Origin of the sequence: Candidatus Poriferisodalis sp. (genome assembly GCF_965215815.1) — a bacterium.
Classification (GTDB): domain Bacteria; phylum Actinomycetota; class Acidimicrobiia; order Acidimicrobiales; family Poriferisodalaceae; genus Poriferisodalis.
This window is the reverse complement of sequence record NZ_CBDCEO010000013.1, coordinates 1,957,298-1,973,490: the sequence shown is the minus strand read 5'-3', so window position 1 is coordinate 1,973,490 and position 16,193 is coordinate 1,957,298. Positions and strand designations below refer to the sequence as shown.

Genomic DNA, 16,193 nt, shown 5'->3' with positions numbered 1-16,193 from the left:
GCTAGGCGCGGCCCTGGGGTGACAGGCTGATCGGGAAGGCGTCGCGTATGGCGGCGTCGACAGTGGGACTGATGTGCGACGGCCAGTGATCGGCCAACGTGGCCTTTACCCGCTCATGCGCGACATCGTGTGCGGCCCGGCTGCCTGCATCGGCCCAGTCTTCGGGAGTGTCCCGGTTGCTGACCAGCGGGTACAGGTACTCGGTCTCCATGAGCTCGAGCGTCTGCGATGAGCCGAGAAAGTGCCCTGGACCGGCGATGACTTCGGCGATGAGATCGGCCGACAGGGTGTCGGCGTTCACCTCGATCCCCCGCACGGTGCGGTTGATGGAGCCCAGCATGTCGTTGTCAATGACCAGTGCTTCAGGTGAGCACGCCAGCAAGCTCGCCAGCATCCCAGCCGACTCGTAGACGATGTTCGCTCCGGCGTGTGCGGCCAGCCCCACGTTCAGACCCTTCTCGTAGCCGGCCTGGGCGTCATTCACCTTGGAGTCCGTCATGCCCGCCGCCACGCCGGTGGGCAGTCCGAGCCAGTGGCCGACTTGGGCCGCGGCGGCGTTGAGGATGCCTTCCTCGCCCGATCCCCCGCTCATGGCTCCCGTGCGCAGGTCGGACACGAACGGCCACAATCCCAGCAAGCATGGATGCCCGGGCGACAGCAGGTTCACGAAGGTCAGCCCGCCAAGGCACTCTGCCAGCGCCTGTGCCAGTGCGCCTCCGAGCGCCGCGGGTGCTGTGGCACCGGCTTGTAGGGCCGAGAGCAGGTTGATCGGCATGCCTGTGCGCACCTGTGCGACCAGGCACCTCGCCGAATCGTGAGCAAAGCGCAGCGGGGGGACGACGAACGTGTTGTTCGCCGCCATGAACGGACGCTTCGCAAACTCGCCGGGGCCACCAAGCACGAGGTCGAACATCTCGACCGATTCGTACACCCAACGTGGGTCGAACCACGAGGATCCGCCCGGTTTCGTTGTGCTGCACATCACTGCGTATGCCGTGGTGATGTCGAGGTCACGCGTTTCGGGCAGGTCGCGGGCCACAACCGTGCGCACGTAGAAGTGCAGGTTGTCCAGCGTGTCGACGAGACGGCCGCAGTCGTACACGTCCTGGGCCACCGAGTGCCGGAACGTGCGGGTGACGTGGTCGTATATGAGCACCGCCGCGCCCGAGGTGCCGAAGTAGACGTGCTCGCCGCCCACGTGCACCGACTGGTCGTCGTCAAAGCCGTGCCAGATCCACTCTTTGGCCGCTGTGGAAATGGCCCGCTCGATAACGCCGCGGGGCAGTCGTAGGCGACCGTTGTCGTCGACCCATCCGCCGAGAGGCGTCGCCGCTTCAATGAACTCGTCGAGCGGCTCGCCCATGCCAACGTCTTCGAGCAGTCCGAGGGCGGTGTCGTAGACCTGCTGCATGTCGCTGTCGGACAGCGGCTTGAACCGGCCCGCCGGCAGGCCCGGGCGGACCGGCCGGCGATCAGCTTCGGGAACGGCCTCGCGAACAGCGATGCGTCCCGCTCGGCCGCCGCCGCGGCGGCGCCGCGGTGCTTCGGGAGGACTGGTGTCTGCCATTGCGGGGAACACCTCCAGGGCGCTCGTCGTCGTTGTGCTCGCTGAGGCGCTCACGGCCTCGTCTGCTGCCCAAGTGGGAAGCCTGTGATTCGTGTCAGGCGCGGAGCCTGTTCTTTCTGTCAGGCGCGGAGCGCCTTGTTGGCGGGGTCATATGCGGCCTCTGCGAGCACGGTGGCGGTGCGACGCTCGCCGAGCAGGTCAAGTTCGAAGGTGCTGCCGGGTGCTTCGAAGCGGGGATCGACGTACACGAAGGCGAGGCTGCGGCCCACGGTGTGGCCCCAGGCGCCGCTCGTGCCGATTCCCATGGGCTCGTCGCTGCCGGGCGCGAATGCGGGCTCGTTGCCCCGCACTTCGTTGTCGGTGGCGTCCACCTCGCAGTACACCAGCACCATCGACAGCGGCTCGCCGCGCTCTTCGCATTCGCGGCGCGCCGCGGCGGCGTCGCGACCGACAAACGGCCGTTGGTAATCAACGAAACGCCCGAGGCGCGCCTCCACCGGAGTGATCTCGGTGGTCAGCTCGCTGCCCCACGCCTTGTACGCCTTCTCGATGCGCATCACGTTCATCGCGTAGCTGCCGAAGTGGACCAGGCCGTGAGGCTCGCCCGACTCGGCCACCGCGTCATAGATGCGGGCGGCACCCTCCATTCCACAGTGCAGTTCCCAACCCAGCTCGCCGACGTATGACACCCGCAGCGCGATCGCCGGCACTCCCGCCGCGGTGATCTGTTGGACTGTGAGCCAGCTGAACGCGTCGTTGCTGAGGTCGGCGTCGGTCAGTGGCGCAAGCACGTCGCGCGCTCGCGGACCGGTGACACCCAAGATGGCGGTGTCGTCGGTTGCGTCGCGCACGCTGACCTGCTCACCGTCCTCGACGTGGTCGCGCAGCCAGTCAAAGTCGTGGCTCTGGCCCATGATCGCCGAGGCCAACCAGAACCGGTCCGGCGCAAGACGGGCAATGGTCATCTCGCACTCGATGCCGCCGAGCGGGGTCAGCATGTGGGTCAGGCGGATGCCGCCGTCTCGCCCCGGCAGACGGTTGGCGGACAACCGGTCGAGCAGGGCGGCGGCGGCGGCGCCGGTCACCTCGAACTTGGCGAACGCGCTGAGATCAGCCACGCCGACCCGTTCGCGTACCCCGCGCACCTCAGCGCCGACGAGGTCGTGTGCGTTCGAACGTCGGAACGAGTGGGCCTCGGGCGTGCCGTCGGGAGCGAAGTACTGGGGACGCTCCCAGCCGTAGATCTCCTGCCACCGCGCACCCAGAGCATCCAGCCGGCTCCACAGCGGTGTGGTCTTGATCGGCCGACCTGCGTCGCGCTGCTCACCCGGCAGTCGCACTTGGTACATCTCGTGGTACTCATCGATGGCCTTGTCGTAGGCGAATGCCGACTTGGGCCCGGTGTGGTCGCCGAACCGGCGCGGGTCCATGCTGCGCACATTGATCTCGGTCTGACCGTGCACGATCCACTGAGCGAGGTACTTGCCGGCGCCGGGGCCTTGGGTGATGCCGATGGACGCCCCGTTGCAGTGCCAGTAGTTGCGCACTCCCGGGGCCGGCCCCATCAGGTAGCCCGAGTCGGGCGTGTGGGTGATCGGCCCCGAGACGACCTGTTTGATGCCAGCCGACGCGAGCACGCCGATGCGCTGCTGCGCGAAATCCAGGCACTCCTCGAGCACATCGAGGTCTTGGCCCGGCAGGTGGAAGTGCAGATCCCAGTCGATGCCGTCGATGCCGTACGCCCGAGCACCGCTCATCTCGTAGGGGCCGATGAGCAGCCCGTCGATTTCCTGCCGGTAGTAGCACGAGGCGCGCGGGTCGCGAACAACCGGCAGCTCGAACCCGAGTGCCGCGACCTCGGGCACCGTTTCAGTGACCAGGTATTGGTGGATGACCGACACGATCGGCACGTCGAGCCCGATCATCGCTCCAAGCTGTGGTGCGTAATGCCCTGCGGCGTTGACGACGTGCTCGCAGTGGATGATCTCGCGGTCGTCTTCGCCGTTGGCTCCGTTGCGACGTCGGGCCGGATCGGCGCCGCCCCGAACGACAGCTACATCCCAGGTGCCGTCGGGCCGCTGGGTCATGCCGGTGACGAGCGTGTGCCGCATGATCCGGCAGCCCAGATCGCGGGCGCCCTTCGCCATGGCGTTGGTGCAGCTCGACGGGTCGGTCCAGCCGTCGTGGGGCGTATGGAAGCCAAGCTGGACGTCGTCGAGATCGGTGAGCAGTGGATGCAATTCGGCGATCTCGCTGGGGCCGATGAGGTGCGACTCCACGCCGATCTGGGTGAGCATGGCGTGGACGTAGTGATGCCAGTCGGCCTCGTCGGCGGTACGTGCCAACCGGATCGCCCCGCATCCATGCCACCCTGCCGACAGCCCGGTCTCGGCCTCGATGCGCGGATAGAGCGAGATGGCCTCCTGGTGGACCTTGGCCATGTTGAGGTCGCCGATGAAGTTCGGGATGAGGCCGGCAGCGTGCCACGTCGACCCAGACGTCAGCTCGCCCTTCTCAACGAGGATCGTGTCCGTCCATCCCTCGTGCGCGAGCGCGTACAGCAAGCCGGCGCCCATCGCGCCGCCGCCGACGATCACGCATTGCGCTTGTTCAGGCATGGTCAGGGATGCTGCGCGTGCTCAGCCATGACGCACCTGCTCAGTCATACACAGGTCCCCAATGATCCTGGCCAGACGTGAGCCGTACCCCCCGGTACCGACCCCGTGGCATGCCGACGTGGTGCGCGCAAATTACCACCCCTCCGCGCACCACTGCGCGCAATTGGTCCACAAGGGCTCGGCAATACGTGCGACGTCGGCATCGGAGGGTGCAACCTCGCTGGCAGCCATGTCGGCCCTTCCCCATGCAGTCTCCAAAAGGCGCCCTCAGGCCGCAGCCCCGGCGTCAAATCGCGCCAGTGCCGCAGGAAACTGATCGAGTGTCACGATGTCGACTTCGGTGCGAGACTGGGACTGCTGGCCGCCGTACACGACCGTCTGCGCAGCGACGCCGGGCACCGTCCTAGCGACACGGTCCAGCGGCCGCAGCCAGTCAGACGCCACCGTGGCGCCCGACTTCGCCTCGATGGCGTTGATGCCGCGCCCGGTCTCATAGAGCAGGTCGCACTCAAGCTTGTTCGAATCTCGATAGAAACTGAGCCGGGGCCGACGGCCGCGGTTGTAGCAGTGCTTCACGGTCTCGGCGACGACGATGTTCTCGAACAGCTGGCCTCGCAAGGGGTGAGTCGTCACCTGGCCCGCTTCTTGGAGCCCCACAAGGTGGCTGGCGAGGCCGACGTCGTAGAAGTAGATCTTCGGAGACTTCACCAGTCGCTTGCGGACGTTGGCGTGGAAGGGCGGCAACAGAAAGGCGATATAGCTGCGTTCGAGCACGGTGAGCCAGTTCCGGATGGTCGTCCGAGAAACGCCGACATCGTTGCCGAGCGACGTCATATCCAGCAAGGTGCCGACCCGGCCAGCGCACAGGGCGACGAACTGCCTGAAGGCCGACAGATCACCGACACCTCCCATCCGGCGCACGTCCCGTTCGACGTAGGTGTCGACATAGTCGGCGAGCGCTTGGTGGGGTTCGAGTTGCTGATCGATGATCCGCGGGTAGAAGCCTCCATAAGCGATGTCGCTGAACGATCCGCCCCCGCCTGCCGTGCGGCGTTCTTCGAGCGAGAACGGCAGCAACCGCAGCTGTGCAACGCGGCCGGCGAGCGATTCGCTGACCGCCTCGTTGAGCGCGAAGTTCTCGCTGCCCGTCAGTACGTACAAACCGTTGGCGCCGCTGGCATCTGCCGCTTCCTTGAGATACGAGAAAAGTGACGGCACATGCTGGACTTCGTCGATGACAGCGGGCGTGCCGAGGTCGCGCAGGAATCCCCGTGGGTCGTGCTTGGCTCGCTCACGGATATCGAGCGCGTCCAAGCTGATGTACTCGACACCTGAGGTCGCGAAGACGGACTTGCACAACGTTGTCTTGCCCGACTGCCGCGGCCCGGTCACGGAAACGAACGGATACTGCCGGAACAAGCGTGGCAGCAAGGGGGCTATCTCACGCTGGATCATTGCACGATTCTACCCATAGAATTCATGCAATACGCAACTTCAAGTTGCGTATTGCAATATTTTCGCTGAACGTACGCGCCGGTGCCGTTGGTGACACCTGCCGCATGAGATCGTGCAGTCAGAGGCGGATGCGCTGGTTGGTGGGGTCGTAGAAGCTTCTTAGTGAGGGTGTGGCGTTGATTCGGCGGCCGGCGATTTCGATGTCGAACTTGCCGGCTTCGAGCCAGGACTTGGTGACGGGCTGCGGATCCGGGTCGGCTGCAGTCGGGTGGGTGACATAACCCATTGCCAGGCAGCGGTCTTCGGTGTAGCTCCACATGGCCGACGTGACCCGGCCGACGAGTTCTCCGTCACGACGGATCGGCTCGTCGTGGTACGCGAGCAGGTCGGGATCTTCGAGACGGAACTGCACCAGGCGGCGCGTGCGCGGCTGGTGACGCTGTGCTTCGAGCGCCGCACGGCCGATGAAGTCGCGGGGCTTGTCCCATGCAATCGCAAACCCGAGCCCAGATTCGAGCGGCGTGTCCTCGTCGCTGATGTCGTGGCCCCAGTGCCGGTAGCCGCACTCAAGGCGCAGCGTGTTCATGGCGTGGTAGCCGGCATGCACCAGTTCCAACCCGTCGGCGGCCTCGGCGGCATCTTTCAGCGCCTCGTACACCACGACCGCCTGGGCGTTCGGCACGTACAGCTCCCAGCCGAGCTCGCCGACGTAGCTCATGCGTACCGCCAGGACCGACGTTGAGCCCGCTGACGTTGCAATGTCGATGTGCCTGGCGCTGCCGAACCCGAACGTCTCATTGTCGAGCGGCGCATCGGTGACCCTGCCCAGCAGGTCCCTCGCCTGTGGTCCCATCAATCCCAGCACGGCCCACTCGTCGGTGACGTCCGCTATCTCAACGTCCCGGCCACGGCAAGCCCGCCGCAGCCACGCCCAATCACGTGTCTGCGTAGCCGCGGATGTGACGACCCAGAAGTCATCATCCCCCAGCCGTGTCACCGTCAGATCGGCCTCGATGCCACCGCGCTCGTTGCACCACTGGGTGTACACCGCCCGACCCGGCTCCACATCCACCGACGCCACGCTGAGGGTGTCGAGCACGTCGAGCGCATCGGGTCCGCGAACCGTGAATTTGGCGAACGACGACTGGTCGAACACGGCCACGCCGTTGCGTACCGCTTCGCACTCCCGACCCGCATTGTCGAACCAGTTCTGCTTGCCGTAGCTGTAGCGGTACTCGCGCTCCTGGCCCGGCTCGGCAAACCAGTTGGCCCGCTCCCAACCGGCGGTCTCGCCGAAGACGGCGCCTGCCGCGTCCATCGCGTCGTGCAGCGGCGAGCGGCGCTGGTCGCGAGCGCTCGTGTACTGGAAGAACGGCCAGTGCATCGCATACAGCAGCCCGAGGCTCTCGCTGATCCGCTCGGCGAGATAACCCTCGTCGGCCTGGAACGGCATGGCACGCCGGATGTCCACCGCTGAGAGATCCATCGGCGGGTGCCGGTCAGCGATCCAGTCGGCGAGCACCCATCCGGCTCCGCCCGCGGACTGGATGCCGACGGAGTTGAAGCCGGCCGCCACAAAACAGCCGTCCACTTCGGGAGCCTCGCCGAGGTAGTACACGCCGTCGGGCGTGAATGACTCGGGACCGTTGAAGAAGAGCTGCACGCCGCAGTCCTCGAGTGCGGGCACACGGTGACAGGCCCGCTCGAACACAGGTCCGACGTGGTCCCAGTCCTCGTCGAGGGTGCCGAAGCTGAAGTCCCGAGGAACGCCGCCCAGGCGCCAGACCTTGGCCTCCGGTTCGAAGAAACCGACCATGAGCTTGCCGGTCTCCTCCTTGAAGTACGAGAAGTTGCCGGGATCGCGCATGATGGGCGTCGTCACATCGATGCCATCGAGTGGCTCGGTCACGACGTAGAAGTGCTCGCAGGCCTGCAGCGGCACGTTGACACCGATCTGCGCTGCCAGGTGGCGGGTCCACATGCCGGTGGCCAGCACCACCGTCTCGGTCTCGATGAGGTGATCGGGGGCTTCGTCTGCGCTGCCTGCCGACTCAGTGCGCACACCGCAGATTGCGCCGTCGCGCGTCTCGAGGCCCGTCACCGCGACGCCTTCGACGATGCGGCAACCGTGCGCTCGTGCCCCCTTTGCCAGCGCCATCGTCACGTCAACAGGCGAGACCATGCCGTCATCTGGCAGGTACAGCGCGCCCACCAGATCGTCGGTGCGGATCAGCGGCCACATCTCCGAGAGCTCGTCCATGTCGATCTGCCGGGACTCGACGCCCATGGAGGCCCCCATCGAGGCGCCTCGCAGGATCTCGTCCCAGCGTTCTGCGTCCGACGCCACCGAGATCGAACCCGGTGCCCGAAAACCCGTGGCCTGACCGGTTTCGTCTTCCAGCGCCTCGAAGAGCCGCACCGAGTACGTAGCGAGCTTGGTCAGGCTGTACGTCGCCTTGAGCTGCGCCGCCAACCCAGCCGCATGCCAGGTAGTGCCCGACGTGAGCTGGTTCTGCTCCAGCAGCAGCACGTCCCGAATGCCCCGACGCACAAGGTGGTAGGCGATCGCACAACCCACAACCCCACCGCCGACCACCACCACTTCGGCTCGGTCAGGCAGGCTGCGCCCCACAGTTTCTCTCGCAGTCGCCACTGGTTCAGACGCGTTCAAGCAAGTCAGGCGTCAAGTCGGCGACCGAGCGAACGCCGTTCAGGCGCATCGTTCGGATCATCCCCTCGACGAAGTAGTTGAGCACCCAATCCACGCCGGTCTCGCCGGCAGCACCGAGGGCATACAGATACGCACGGCCGATCATCGCCGAGTCGGCCCCCAGCGCCAGCGCCTTGACGATGTCGCTGCCGCGCCGGATGCCACCATCGCAGATCACTTCGCAGCGATCGCCGACGGCCTCGCGGATCGCCGGCACGCACTCCACCGGAGACGGCGCTCCGTCCAACTGGCGCCCCCCGTGATTGGACACGATCACGGCGTCGAGCCCCATGTCGGCGGCGATCTTGGCGTCGTCCGGCGACAGCACGCCCTTGAGCATCACCGGGCCGTCCCAGCGCTCGCGGAACCACTCGATGTCATCCCACGACAGCGACGGGTCGAACTGGCTGTTGACGTAGTCGGCAAGCGCGACCGCATCGCCGCCATCACCGCCGGTCGCCCCCTCGCAATTGGAGAACTTGATCGGCTCGTTGCTCAAGAAATCGAACAGCCATCGCGGGTGCAGCAGGCCGTCGATGATCGTGTCTGGCCCCAGCTTCGGCGGAAGGCTGAACCCGTGGCGCACGTCGCGCTCGCGACGGCCCAGCACCGCCGTGTCGACCGTGATCATGATCGCCTCGTACCCGCAGGCGGCGGACCGCTGCAGCAGATCGGCCATCAGCTCGCGGTCACGCCACACGTACACCTGGAAGAACTTGCGCCCCGAGCACACTTCGGCCACTTCTTCGACTGAGCGCGTGCCCATCGTCGACAGCGAGTAGGGAATGCCGGCACGCTCAGCGGCGCGGGCCACCGCCAGCTCGCCTTGGGAATGGGCGATGCGGTCGAAGCCCGTCGGTGCGATCACCAGCGGTATGGGTACGTCCTGGCCCAGCACCTTGCCCGAGATGTCCACCTCGGTCACATCGCGCAGCACACGAGGACGAAACTGCCACCGGTGGTACGCCGACACGCTTCGCTCGGCGCTGATCTCATCCTCCGCCGCGCCGTCGATGTAGTCGAAGCAACCACCCGGCATCCGGCGCTTGGCCATGCGGCGCAGGTCGGACACATCGGCCGCTCGGATCAGGTGCCGCTTGTCCGCATCCCGTTCGAACTCGCCGAACTGCATGACGCTGCGGGCGGTCTCATAGGCCTGTGTGACCCATTTCGTCAGGCCCACCATCGCCTGCCTCCCCTCTGCCGGCCGCTCAGGGTCCGCTTGGACACGTCAGATAAAAGCCGGCCCGAATGTGCATGCCCATCTCGAGCACCGCCCGATCGGACCGGGTGCCATCGAACTCTACGATGTGCCCGAACTGCACAGAGCCCGTCCCGCATGCACCTCCGCTTGCGGCTTGGGTGGAACGTCCCCTCCGATGCGAAAGTGAGCCCACATGGCCGCGACCGCCGAACTTGCCGAGCGCTACCGGGCGATCATGCCCAGCTTCATCAGCCCGCTGTACGAGCGACCGATCTCGATCGACCGCGGCGAAGGGAGCTACGTCTTCGACAATGAGGGCAATCGCTACCTGGACTTCTTCGGCGGGATCCTCACGACCATGATCGGGCACGCGAATCCCGTCGTGGCTCAGGCCGTGCAGGCGCAAGCGGCCAAGGTCATGCACACCTCGACGCTGTACCTGAACGAGGAAATGATCTCGTTTGCCGAGGAGGTCGCTGCTGTGTCGGGAATTCCTGACCCGCGGGTGCTGTTCACCACCTCCGGCAGCGAGGCAAACGACACTGCGATCCTGTTGGCCACCAATTACCGCAAGAGCAACCAGGTGCTGGCGATGCGCAACAGCTACCACGGCCGCTCGCTCACGGCCCAGGCGATCACCAGCCACCGTGCCTGGTCGACGACCAGTTTCAGCGGGCTCGACGTGCAGTTCGTGCAAGGCGGCTACCGGCTGCGTAGCCCGTTCCGGCACCTCGACGACGACGCCTTCACCGATGCTTGCGTGGAGGACCTCATCCAGCTCATCGACATGACCGACTCGGGTGGCTTCTCGGCGCTGATCGCCGAGCCCATCCAGGGCGTCGGGGGATTCGCCATGCCGCCAGACGGTTTCTTCGGCGCAATGGGCAAGGTGCTGGCTTCGGAGGGGATCCTGTTCATCTCTGACGAGGTCCAAACCGGCTGGGGACGCACAGGCGAGCACTTCTGGGGATATGAGGCGCACGGCATCACGCCCGATGCCATCACGTTCGCCAAGGGTGTCGGCAACGGCATCACGCTGGCGGGCATCGTGGCCCGAGCCGAGCTGATGAACTGCCTGACTCGAAACTCGATCACCACCTTCGGCGGGAACCCGCTGTCGACCGCCACAGGCCGGGCGACGCTGCGCTATGTCCTCGAGAACAACTTGCAGGCCAACGCCGCCACCCGAGGAGCCCAGATGCGGGAGCGCCTCGCGCCCGTATGTGACGCGTCGCCGCACATCGCCGAACTGCGTGGCAAGGGGCTGATGCAGGCCATCGAGTTCTGCCATCCCGACAGCATCGAGCCCGACGCTGTGACCGCTGGCGCCCTGCTGGAGCGCACCAAGGATCTGGGCCTACTGGTGGGCAAGGGCGGCCTCTACGGAAACGTCATCCGCATCACCCCGATGCTCAACGTGACCGAAGCCGAGATGGACGAGGGACTGGATCTCCTCGTCGCCGCCATCGAAGCAATCGACTGAATCGGCTTCGCCAGCCACAGTCTTGGGCCGCTAGAACGTTTACGCACCCAGAAACCTACTGGTCAGGGAGCTTTTTGGGTGCGCCTGAAACGTTCGTATTGTACGCAGCCTCGAACGCCTCGTCAAGCCGCTTTCTGAGGTGGTTCTCCTGCGGGGTGCTGCTGGGTCAGCTCGGTGCTGTTGTCCCGCTGTTGTCGGGCATGTCGGTGGGCTTGTGCGGCTGCGTCGTGGTCGATGGTGCGCAGCAAGGACGCGACCGAGGATCGGCTCCATGCGGTGTTGCCGGTGGGCGTGGGGATGCTTGCTTGGGTGAGCGCTGCTGCGATCTGGGCCTGGCTGTGGCCTGCTGAGCGCAACTGCGCTGCGAGGGCCTTGGTCGATTCCGCGTGGCGGCTGGGGCGCCCCAGCCGCTGGCCGCGCAGTCGTGCTGCGTGCAGTGCGTCGGTGGTGCGCGCCCGTGCCATGGCGGCTTCGAACTCCGCTATGAGGGCGCGTACCCCAACGAACAAGCGGCTTTCGGGGCCTGCTAGGCCGGCAGGGGCGTCGAGGGTGACGAGCTTCCAGCCCTCGGCCTCAGCACGCTCGTAGAGCCCCAGCAGCTCGACCACCGAGCGCCCCAGCCGGTCGCCGCGCGCGGCCGCGAGCACGTCGGCGTCGCCGCGGCCGAGCTTGTCGAGCGCTTCGCGCAGCTGCGGGCGGAGCTGGGCGGGGGTGGTGCCCGAGACCGCGTCGTCGGTGATGCGCTCGATCACGTGCCAGCCGCGTGCGGCTGCCTCTTGGTCCACGGCGTGGTGCTGGGCGTCGGTGCCCAGGCCCGACTCGGCCTGCGATCCGGTGGACACCCGCGCGTAGGAGATCGCTCTCGCACAGGGGGTTGCATACGTTCGTTCAGTCATAAAACGACTGTACCTGAAACGAACGGTTCCGACACAAGAAGGAGAACCGTTCATGCAACCAACAAGATTCCAACCACTGGGCGCGCTTGCAGCGTTCCTATTGCTGTTGACCGCATTAGTCGCGGTGCCGATGTCGCCAGCCGGGGCGGATACACGCACCCGCGAGCGTTGCGACTACGACCCCATCTCGGGCATGAATTTCAATTGCCGACGGGTACCCGTGCCGCATACTCATCCGACACCCTCGCCTATCACGAACCCCGGACCGAACCCCAATATGGACCCCGGCCCGGATCCTGACGAGGAACAAGAAGACGAAAACGAGAACGAAAACGACGGGCAGGGCAGCAGCGACGGCGCCGGACTGTCCAACCCGCCCTCAGCCACGCCCGACGACGAGGAACAAGAAGACGAAAACGAGAACGAAAACGACGGGCAGGGCAGCAGCGACGGCACCGGACTCTCCAACCCGCCCTCAGCCACGCCCGACCCCGACGACGAACAAGAAGAAGACGACGACGGTTCTGGCTCTGGCCGCCCGGGCCGATGCGATACGCACCCACCACAAGCCGGGTGCAACCAGCAAGGCAGCGGCAGTCAGAGCAATCAGCGGGATGAGCACAATAGCCAGAACCAGCAGGACACCAGCACCGAGCGCAACATCGCCGCTGACGCAATCTGCACTGTGGCAGGCCAGCGCGACGCCCGTATCGGATTGGTGTGCGACGGCACGTCGATGATCGAACCGCGAGCTGAATGGGCTGGAAGGAAATCCGAACGGCGCTCTCGACGACCTCGCTGATGCAGCGACACAGTTCGTCTGCACGATCGCGTGGAGCGGCGGCGTCGCGACCGGCCTCACCTGCCTCGGGGTCGCCTACGGCGTGCCGTTGATTGTGGACAGCGTGACCGAGTTCTTCGAGGACCTCAGCAATGTCGAGCCGACACCGCCGCCGACCGGGACCACCACACCGGAATCGACCGATCCGAATGGCAACAACGAACAGGACTCGCCGCCAGCCGCTGACGACGAAACCGCTGACGACGAGGGGCCTGTGCAGACTGCCCTCAACTACTGCTCAGCATGGAGCGGGTTCGGGTTCTTCAAAGCGGACGGCGAGGAGATCGGGGAGGTCGTGCGCTACGTGAACGGCCAGGGCACCCACTCCATTCAAGGCACGCGAGCGTGGGCGACGGCAACATGCCAGGCCGCTCTCGCCGCCCAGGGCCAATGAAAGCGCCGAAGTCGCCTGACGGCCGCAGACGCTGGCAATGAGCGCAGCGAACTAACCTGCGACCATGACGAGCGACACAGCGGCAACGACGCGAACAGTGACGGCAGCGCTGCGGCCGATAGGCACATAGAGAAGCAGGGATGAACCACACACAGCAGCAATGGTGGCGAACAGACCTGTCGTCACCCGAGTTCAAAGAACGCCAGTCGTTCGCGCTGTGGGTGTCGGGACCGATCATCTTCGGCGCACTTCTGTTCCGGCAGGTCGCCGGCTTCGACTACACGACCAGCTTCATACCAGCGCTTGCGTTCGGAGCGCTCGGCTGGATCGGCCTGCGAGCACGCCAACGACACAAACAACGCAGCCTGTAGAGGCTGTTCCAAGGGGTTAGTGGTCGTAGGCGCGTCAGTCGAAGCTGATGGAAACCTTGAGCGCGCCGGCTTCGTGCGGTTCATGAGCGAGTCGGAACGCATTGCCGATATCGCTGACGTCGAAGACATGACTCAGCAGCGGCGACACGTCGATGTCTTCCGAGGCGATCATGCGCAACGCCTGGCGGAATGACATGGAACCGGGCTCGTCCTGGGCCCCGTAGGTGCTGGCAGCAGAGAGCCGCTTGCGGAAGAACTTCTGGAATCGCACATGAATGTTGTCGTCGGTCGACGGCAACCCGAACCACAGCAGCTGTCCGTCCATGCGCACCAATTCGACCGAATCGAGGAACGTGTCCGAACGGCCAACCGCTTCGACGACGTAGTCGGCCCCGCGACCGCCGGTGATGTCGCGCACGGCCTCGATGACGCCACGGTTGTCCAGCTCAGAGGCGTTCAGGCACTCGTCCGCGCCGTAGGCCTGGGACACCGCCAAACGCGCTTCTGAGAGGTCCGAGACAATGACCCGCTCAGCTCCGGCTCGCTTCAGCAGATGCGTGAAGAACAGCCCGGCGGAGCCCTGGCCCATCACCATGACGGTCTCGCCCGCCACGTCACGGGGATGCTGGCGCATGGCATAGATGACGGTGCCGAGCTGCTGGGCCATGAGGAGGTACGACCGGGGCAAGTCGCAGGCCGGAAGCGGCACGCAGTACCCGGCTCCGACGCGTTGGTAAGCGTTGAAGCACTCGCCTACCGGCGGATTCGGGAAGGCGAGCACATGGGTGCCCTCGGGCAAGCTCGGCGTTCGGCTCTCCACCACCATGCCGATGCCCTCGTGGCCGGGGAACCCGTGCGGGCACGGTGTGCGGTGCGCGAGCCCGGCGCCCATCATCACCATGTGCAGGTCGCTGCCGCAGATCGAGGCCATCTCCGAACGCACCAACACGTCGTGCTGCACCGAAGTCATGCCCAGTGCCGCATCGGGCCGAGACGACGGAGCTTCGTCCGACGACATCCCGCCCAGCGACGGCACAGGAATCTCTTCGCATTCCATGCGTCCGACGTCGACCATCCGGCCGGCCTTCATCATCTCCATCTGCCCGCTCCCTCACGCATTCGGGCAAGTTAGCTGGCAGGCTGTCCGGCGATGAATGCCCCGCTCGTCGAAGCACCGCGCAGCGGGCCGTTCATCCGCGGGTGGGTCGTCCTGGCCGGCGTCTTCCTCGTGATGACCCTGACTTCGGGCTTCGCCTTCTACTCCCAGGGCGTCTTCTTGGACGCCCTTATCGACGAGCAGGGCTTCGCCAACGCGTGGGCCAGTGCGGGCGTGGCGATCTTCTTCGTCGCTTCGGGCATCTGTGGCTACTTCACGGGGGGGCTCGTCAACCGATTCGACGTGCGCTGGGTCATGACCGTAGGCACCGTTGTGGCATCGGCGGGCTTGGCGATGCTCGGCGAAGTCCGCGAGGAATGGCATCTCATCGTGGTCATGCCGATCTTCGGTGCCGGCTTCGCTTTGAACGGCCTCGTACCTACGACCACCCTCGTGACGCGTTGGTTCCAGCGTCGACGCTCGGTCGCGCTGGCGATCGCGTCGACAGGCCTTTCCGTCGGGGGTGTCCTCAGCTCTCAACTGCTCGCCGGGCTCGTCAACCGGGAATCGTTGGCGAAATGGGCGATGCCCTTCGCCCTCATGTTCTTCGGCTCTGTTCTGGCGGCGACCTGGCTGTTTGTTCGCGACTCACCGCAGAAGCTGGGCTTGCAGGCCGATGGCGTACCGGTCGTGCGCAACGGCTCGTCTGATCAACCGACGCCCGCGTCGCCTGGCACCCCGTTCCGCGAAGCCGTGAGGTCACGGTTCTTCGTGTTCGTGTCCATTGGTTTTGTCTTGATCATGGGCAGCCAGGTCGGCGCGATCCAGCACGTCTTCAGTCTGACGGAAGACCGCCTGTCGAGCGCCGCCGCGGGCGGAGCGCTCACCTCCCTCGCAGTGACGAGCGTTGTGGCTCGGCTGGTCGGAGGCATGGCAGCCATCAAGATCCCCCTTCGCTGGCTCGCATCGTTCTTGATCTGCGTGCAGCTCGTCGGTCTCTATCTGCTCGCCAATGCCGACACGAAGCCAGCGGTCTTCGTCGGAACACTCATCTTGGGCAGCGCGATGGGCAACCTGCTCATGCTGCACCCGCTCATGCTCGTCGATGCTTTTGGGGTGCGCGAGTATCCCCGGATCTACGGCCTCGGGTCGCTTCTTATGATCGCTGGCGTCGGTGGCGGGCCCCTCCTCACCGGGATCCTCGAAGACAGCTACGACTACCGGATCGCGTACTACGCCCTCGCCCTGGTCGGGGCCGCCGGACTCGTCGTATACAGCTTCGGCGGCGAGCCCACGCGTGACTACCTCAACGCACCGCCGTCGACCGCTGTACCTCAAACACGACGCGTGGTGGCTGCGCCGGGTCCGCTGGTTCCTGCGCCCCAGCCTGTTCTGGCTCACAGCAGCAACGGCGCGAGCGGTGGTCGCGACGAGGCTCTCGTCATGGCTGATGCAAACGGCGCTGCCGGCAGGCACATCCCGCCGATCCGCCCACGCGGCGCGCCCGAAGTTTGGTCGGTCGAACCCGTCTGAGTTCACGCGCTCCGCGACCATTCCG

General features: G+C 65.8%; 12 protein-coding genes. 5 read left to right on the top strand and 7 right to left on the bottom strand.

The genetic code is table 11. From position 1 onward, the window contains the following. Position 1: 1 nt before the first annotated feature. The 5 genes from ACOOHB_RS18830 to ACOOHB_RS18810 form a co-directional block, all read right to left on the bottom strand. Positions 2-1,567, bottom strand: a complete 1,566-nt coding sequence (locus ACOOHB_RS18830) for a trimethylamine methyltransferase family protein (RefSeq protein WP_420446325.1) — start codon at positions 1,565-1,567, stop codon at positions 2-4. Between the two features lie 119 nt (positions 1,568-1,686). Further along, a complete protein-coding gene (locus tag ACOOHB_RS18825; RefSeq protein WP_420446324.1) occupies positions 1,687-4,185 on the bottom strand; it encodes an FAD-dependent oxidoreductase in 2,499 nt (832 codons plus the stop codon). Positions 4,186-4,452: 267 nt separating this feature from the next. Continuing rightward, complete coding sequence (locus ACOOHB_RS18820; RefSeq protein WP_420446323.1) at positions 4,453-5,640, bottom strand: ATP-binding protein; 1,188 nt, start codon at positions 5,638-5,640, stop codon at positions 4,453-4,455. Between the two features lie 118 nt (positions 5,641-5,758). Next, positions 5,759-8,293, bottom strand: coding sequence for a GcvT family protein (locus ACOOHB_RS18815; protein WP_420446322.1), 2,535 nt, complete (start codon positions 8,291-8,293; stop codon positions 5,759-5,761). Positions 8,294-8,297: 4 nt separating this feature from the next. Continuing rightward, positions 8,298-9,536, bottom strand: coding sequence for an alpha-hydroxy acid oxidase (locus ACOOHB_RS18810; RefSeq protein ID WP_420446321.1), 1,239 nt, complete (start codon positions 9,534-9,536; stop codon positions 8,298-8,300). 211 nt (positions 9,537-9,747) lie between these two features. On the opposite strand from ACOOHB_RS18810, the gene ACOOHB_RS18805 reads away from it, so the two are divergent. Then, entirely contained in the window at positions 9,748-11,037 is a 1,290-nt protein-coding gene (locus tag ACOOHB_RS18805; protein ID WP_420446320.1) for an aspartate aminotransferase family protein, read from the top strand. A 122-nt stretch (positions 11,038-11,159) separates the two neighbouring features. On the opposite strand, the gene ACOOHB_RS18800 is transcribed toward ACOOHB_RS18805, so the two are convergent. Continuing rightward, a complete protein-coding gene (locus tag ACOOHB_RS18800; protein WP_420446319.1) occupies positions 11,160-11,933 on the bottom strand; it encodes a recombinase family protein in 774 nt (257 codons plus the stop codon). Between the two features lie 52 nt (positions 11,934-11,985). Between ACOOHB_RS18800 and ACOOHB_RS18795 the strand changes: the two genes are divergently transcribed. The 3 genes from ACOOHB_RS18795 to ACOOHB_RS18785 all read left to right on the top strand — a co-directional run bounded on the left by ACOOHB_RS18795 (position 11,986) and on the right by ACOOHB_RS18785 (position 13,539). Beyond that, on the top strand, positions 11,986-12,735 hold the full coding sequence (locus ACOOHB_RS18795) for a hypothetical protein (RefSeq protein ID WP_420446318.1): 750 nt from the start codon (positions 11,986-11,988) through the stop codon (positions 12,733-12,735). A gap of 82 nt (positions 12,736-12,817) precedes the next feature. After that, positions 12,818-13,168 (top strand): hypothetical protein, encoded by a 351-nt coding sequence (locus tag ACOOHB_RS18790; RefSeq protein WP_420446317.1) that lies wholly within the window; start codon positions 12,818-12,820, stop codon positions 13,166-13,168. A gap of 140 nt (positions 13,169-13,308) precedes the next feature. Beyond that, complete coding sequence (locus tag ACOOHB_RS18785) at positions 13,309-13,539, top strand: hypothetical protein (protein ID WP_420446316.1); 231 nt, start codon at positions 13,309-13,311, stop codon at positions 13,537-13,539. A 34-nt stretch (positions 13,540-13,573) separates the two neighbouring features. Here the strand turns inward: ACOOHB_RS18785 and ACOOHB_RS18780 are convergent, their stop codons facing one another. Next, positions 13,574-14,638 carry a zinc-dependent alcohol dehydrogenase gene (locus tag ACOOHB_RS18780; protein WP_420446315.1) on the bottom strand — a complete coding sequence of 355 codons (1,065 nt, stop codon included), beginning with the start codon at positions 14,636-14,638 and terminating at the stop codon, positions 13,574-13,576. Positions 14,639-14,689: 51 nt separating this feature from the next. Here ACOOHB_RS18780 and ACOOHB_RS18775 point away from each other — a divergent pair, with 51 nt between their 5' ends. Further along, positions 14,690-16,168: an MFS transporter gene (locus ACOOHB_RS18775; protein WP_420446314.1), complete on the top strand. Its 1,479-nt coding sequence runs from the start codon at positions 14,690-14,692 to the stop codon at positions 16,166-16,168. Positions 16,169-16,193 lie beyond the last annotated feature (25 nt).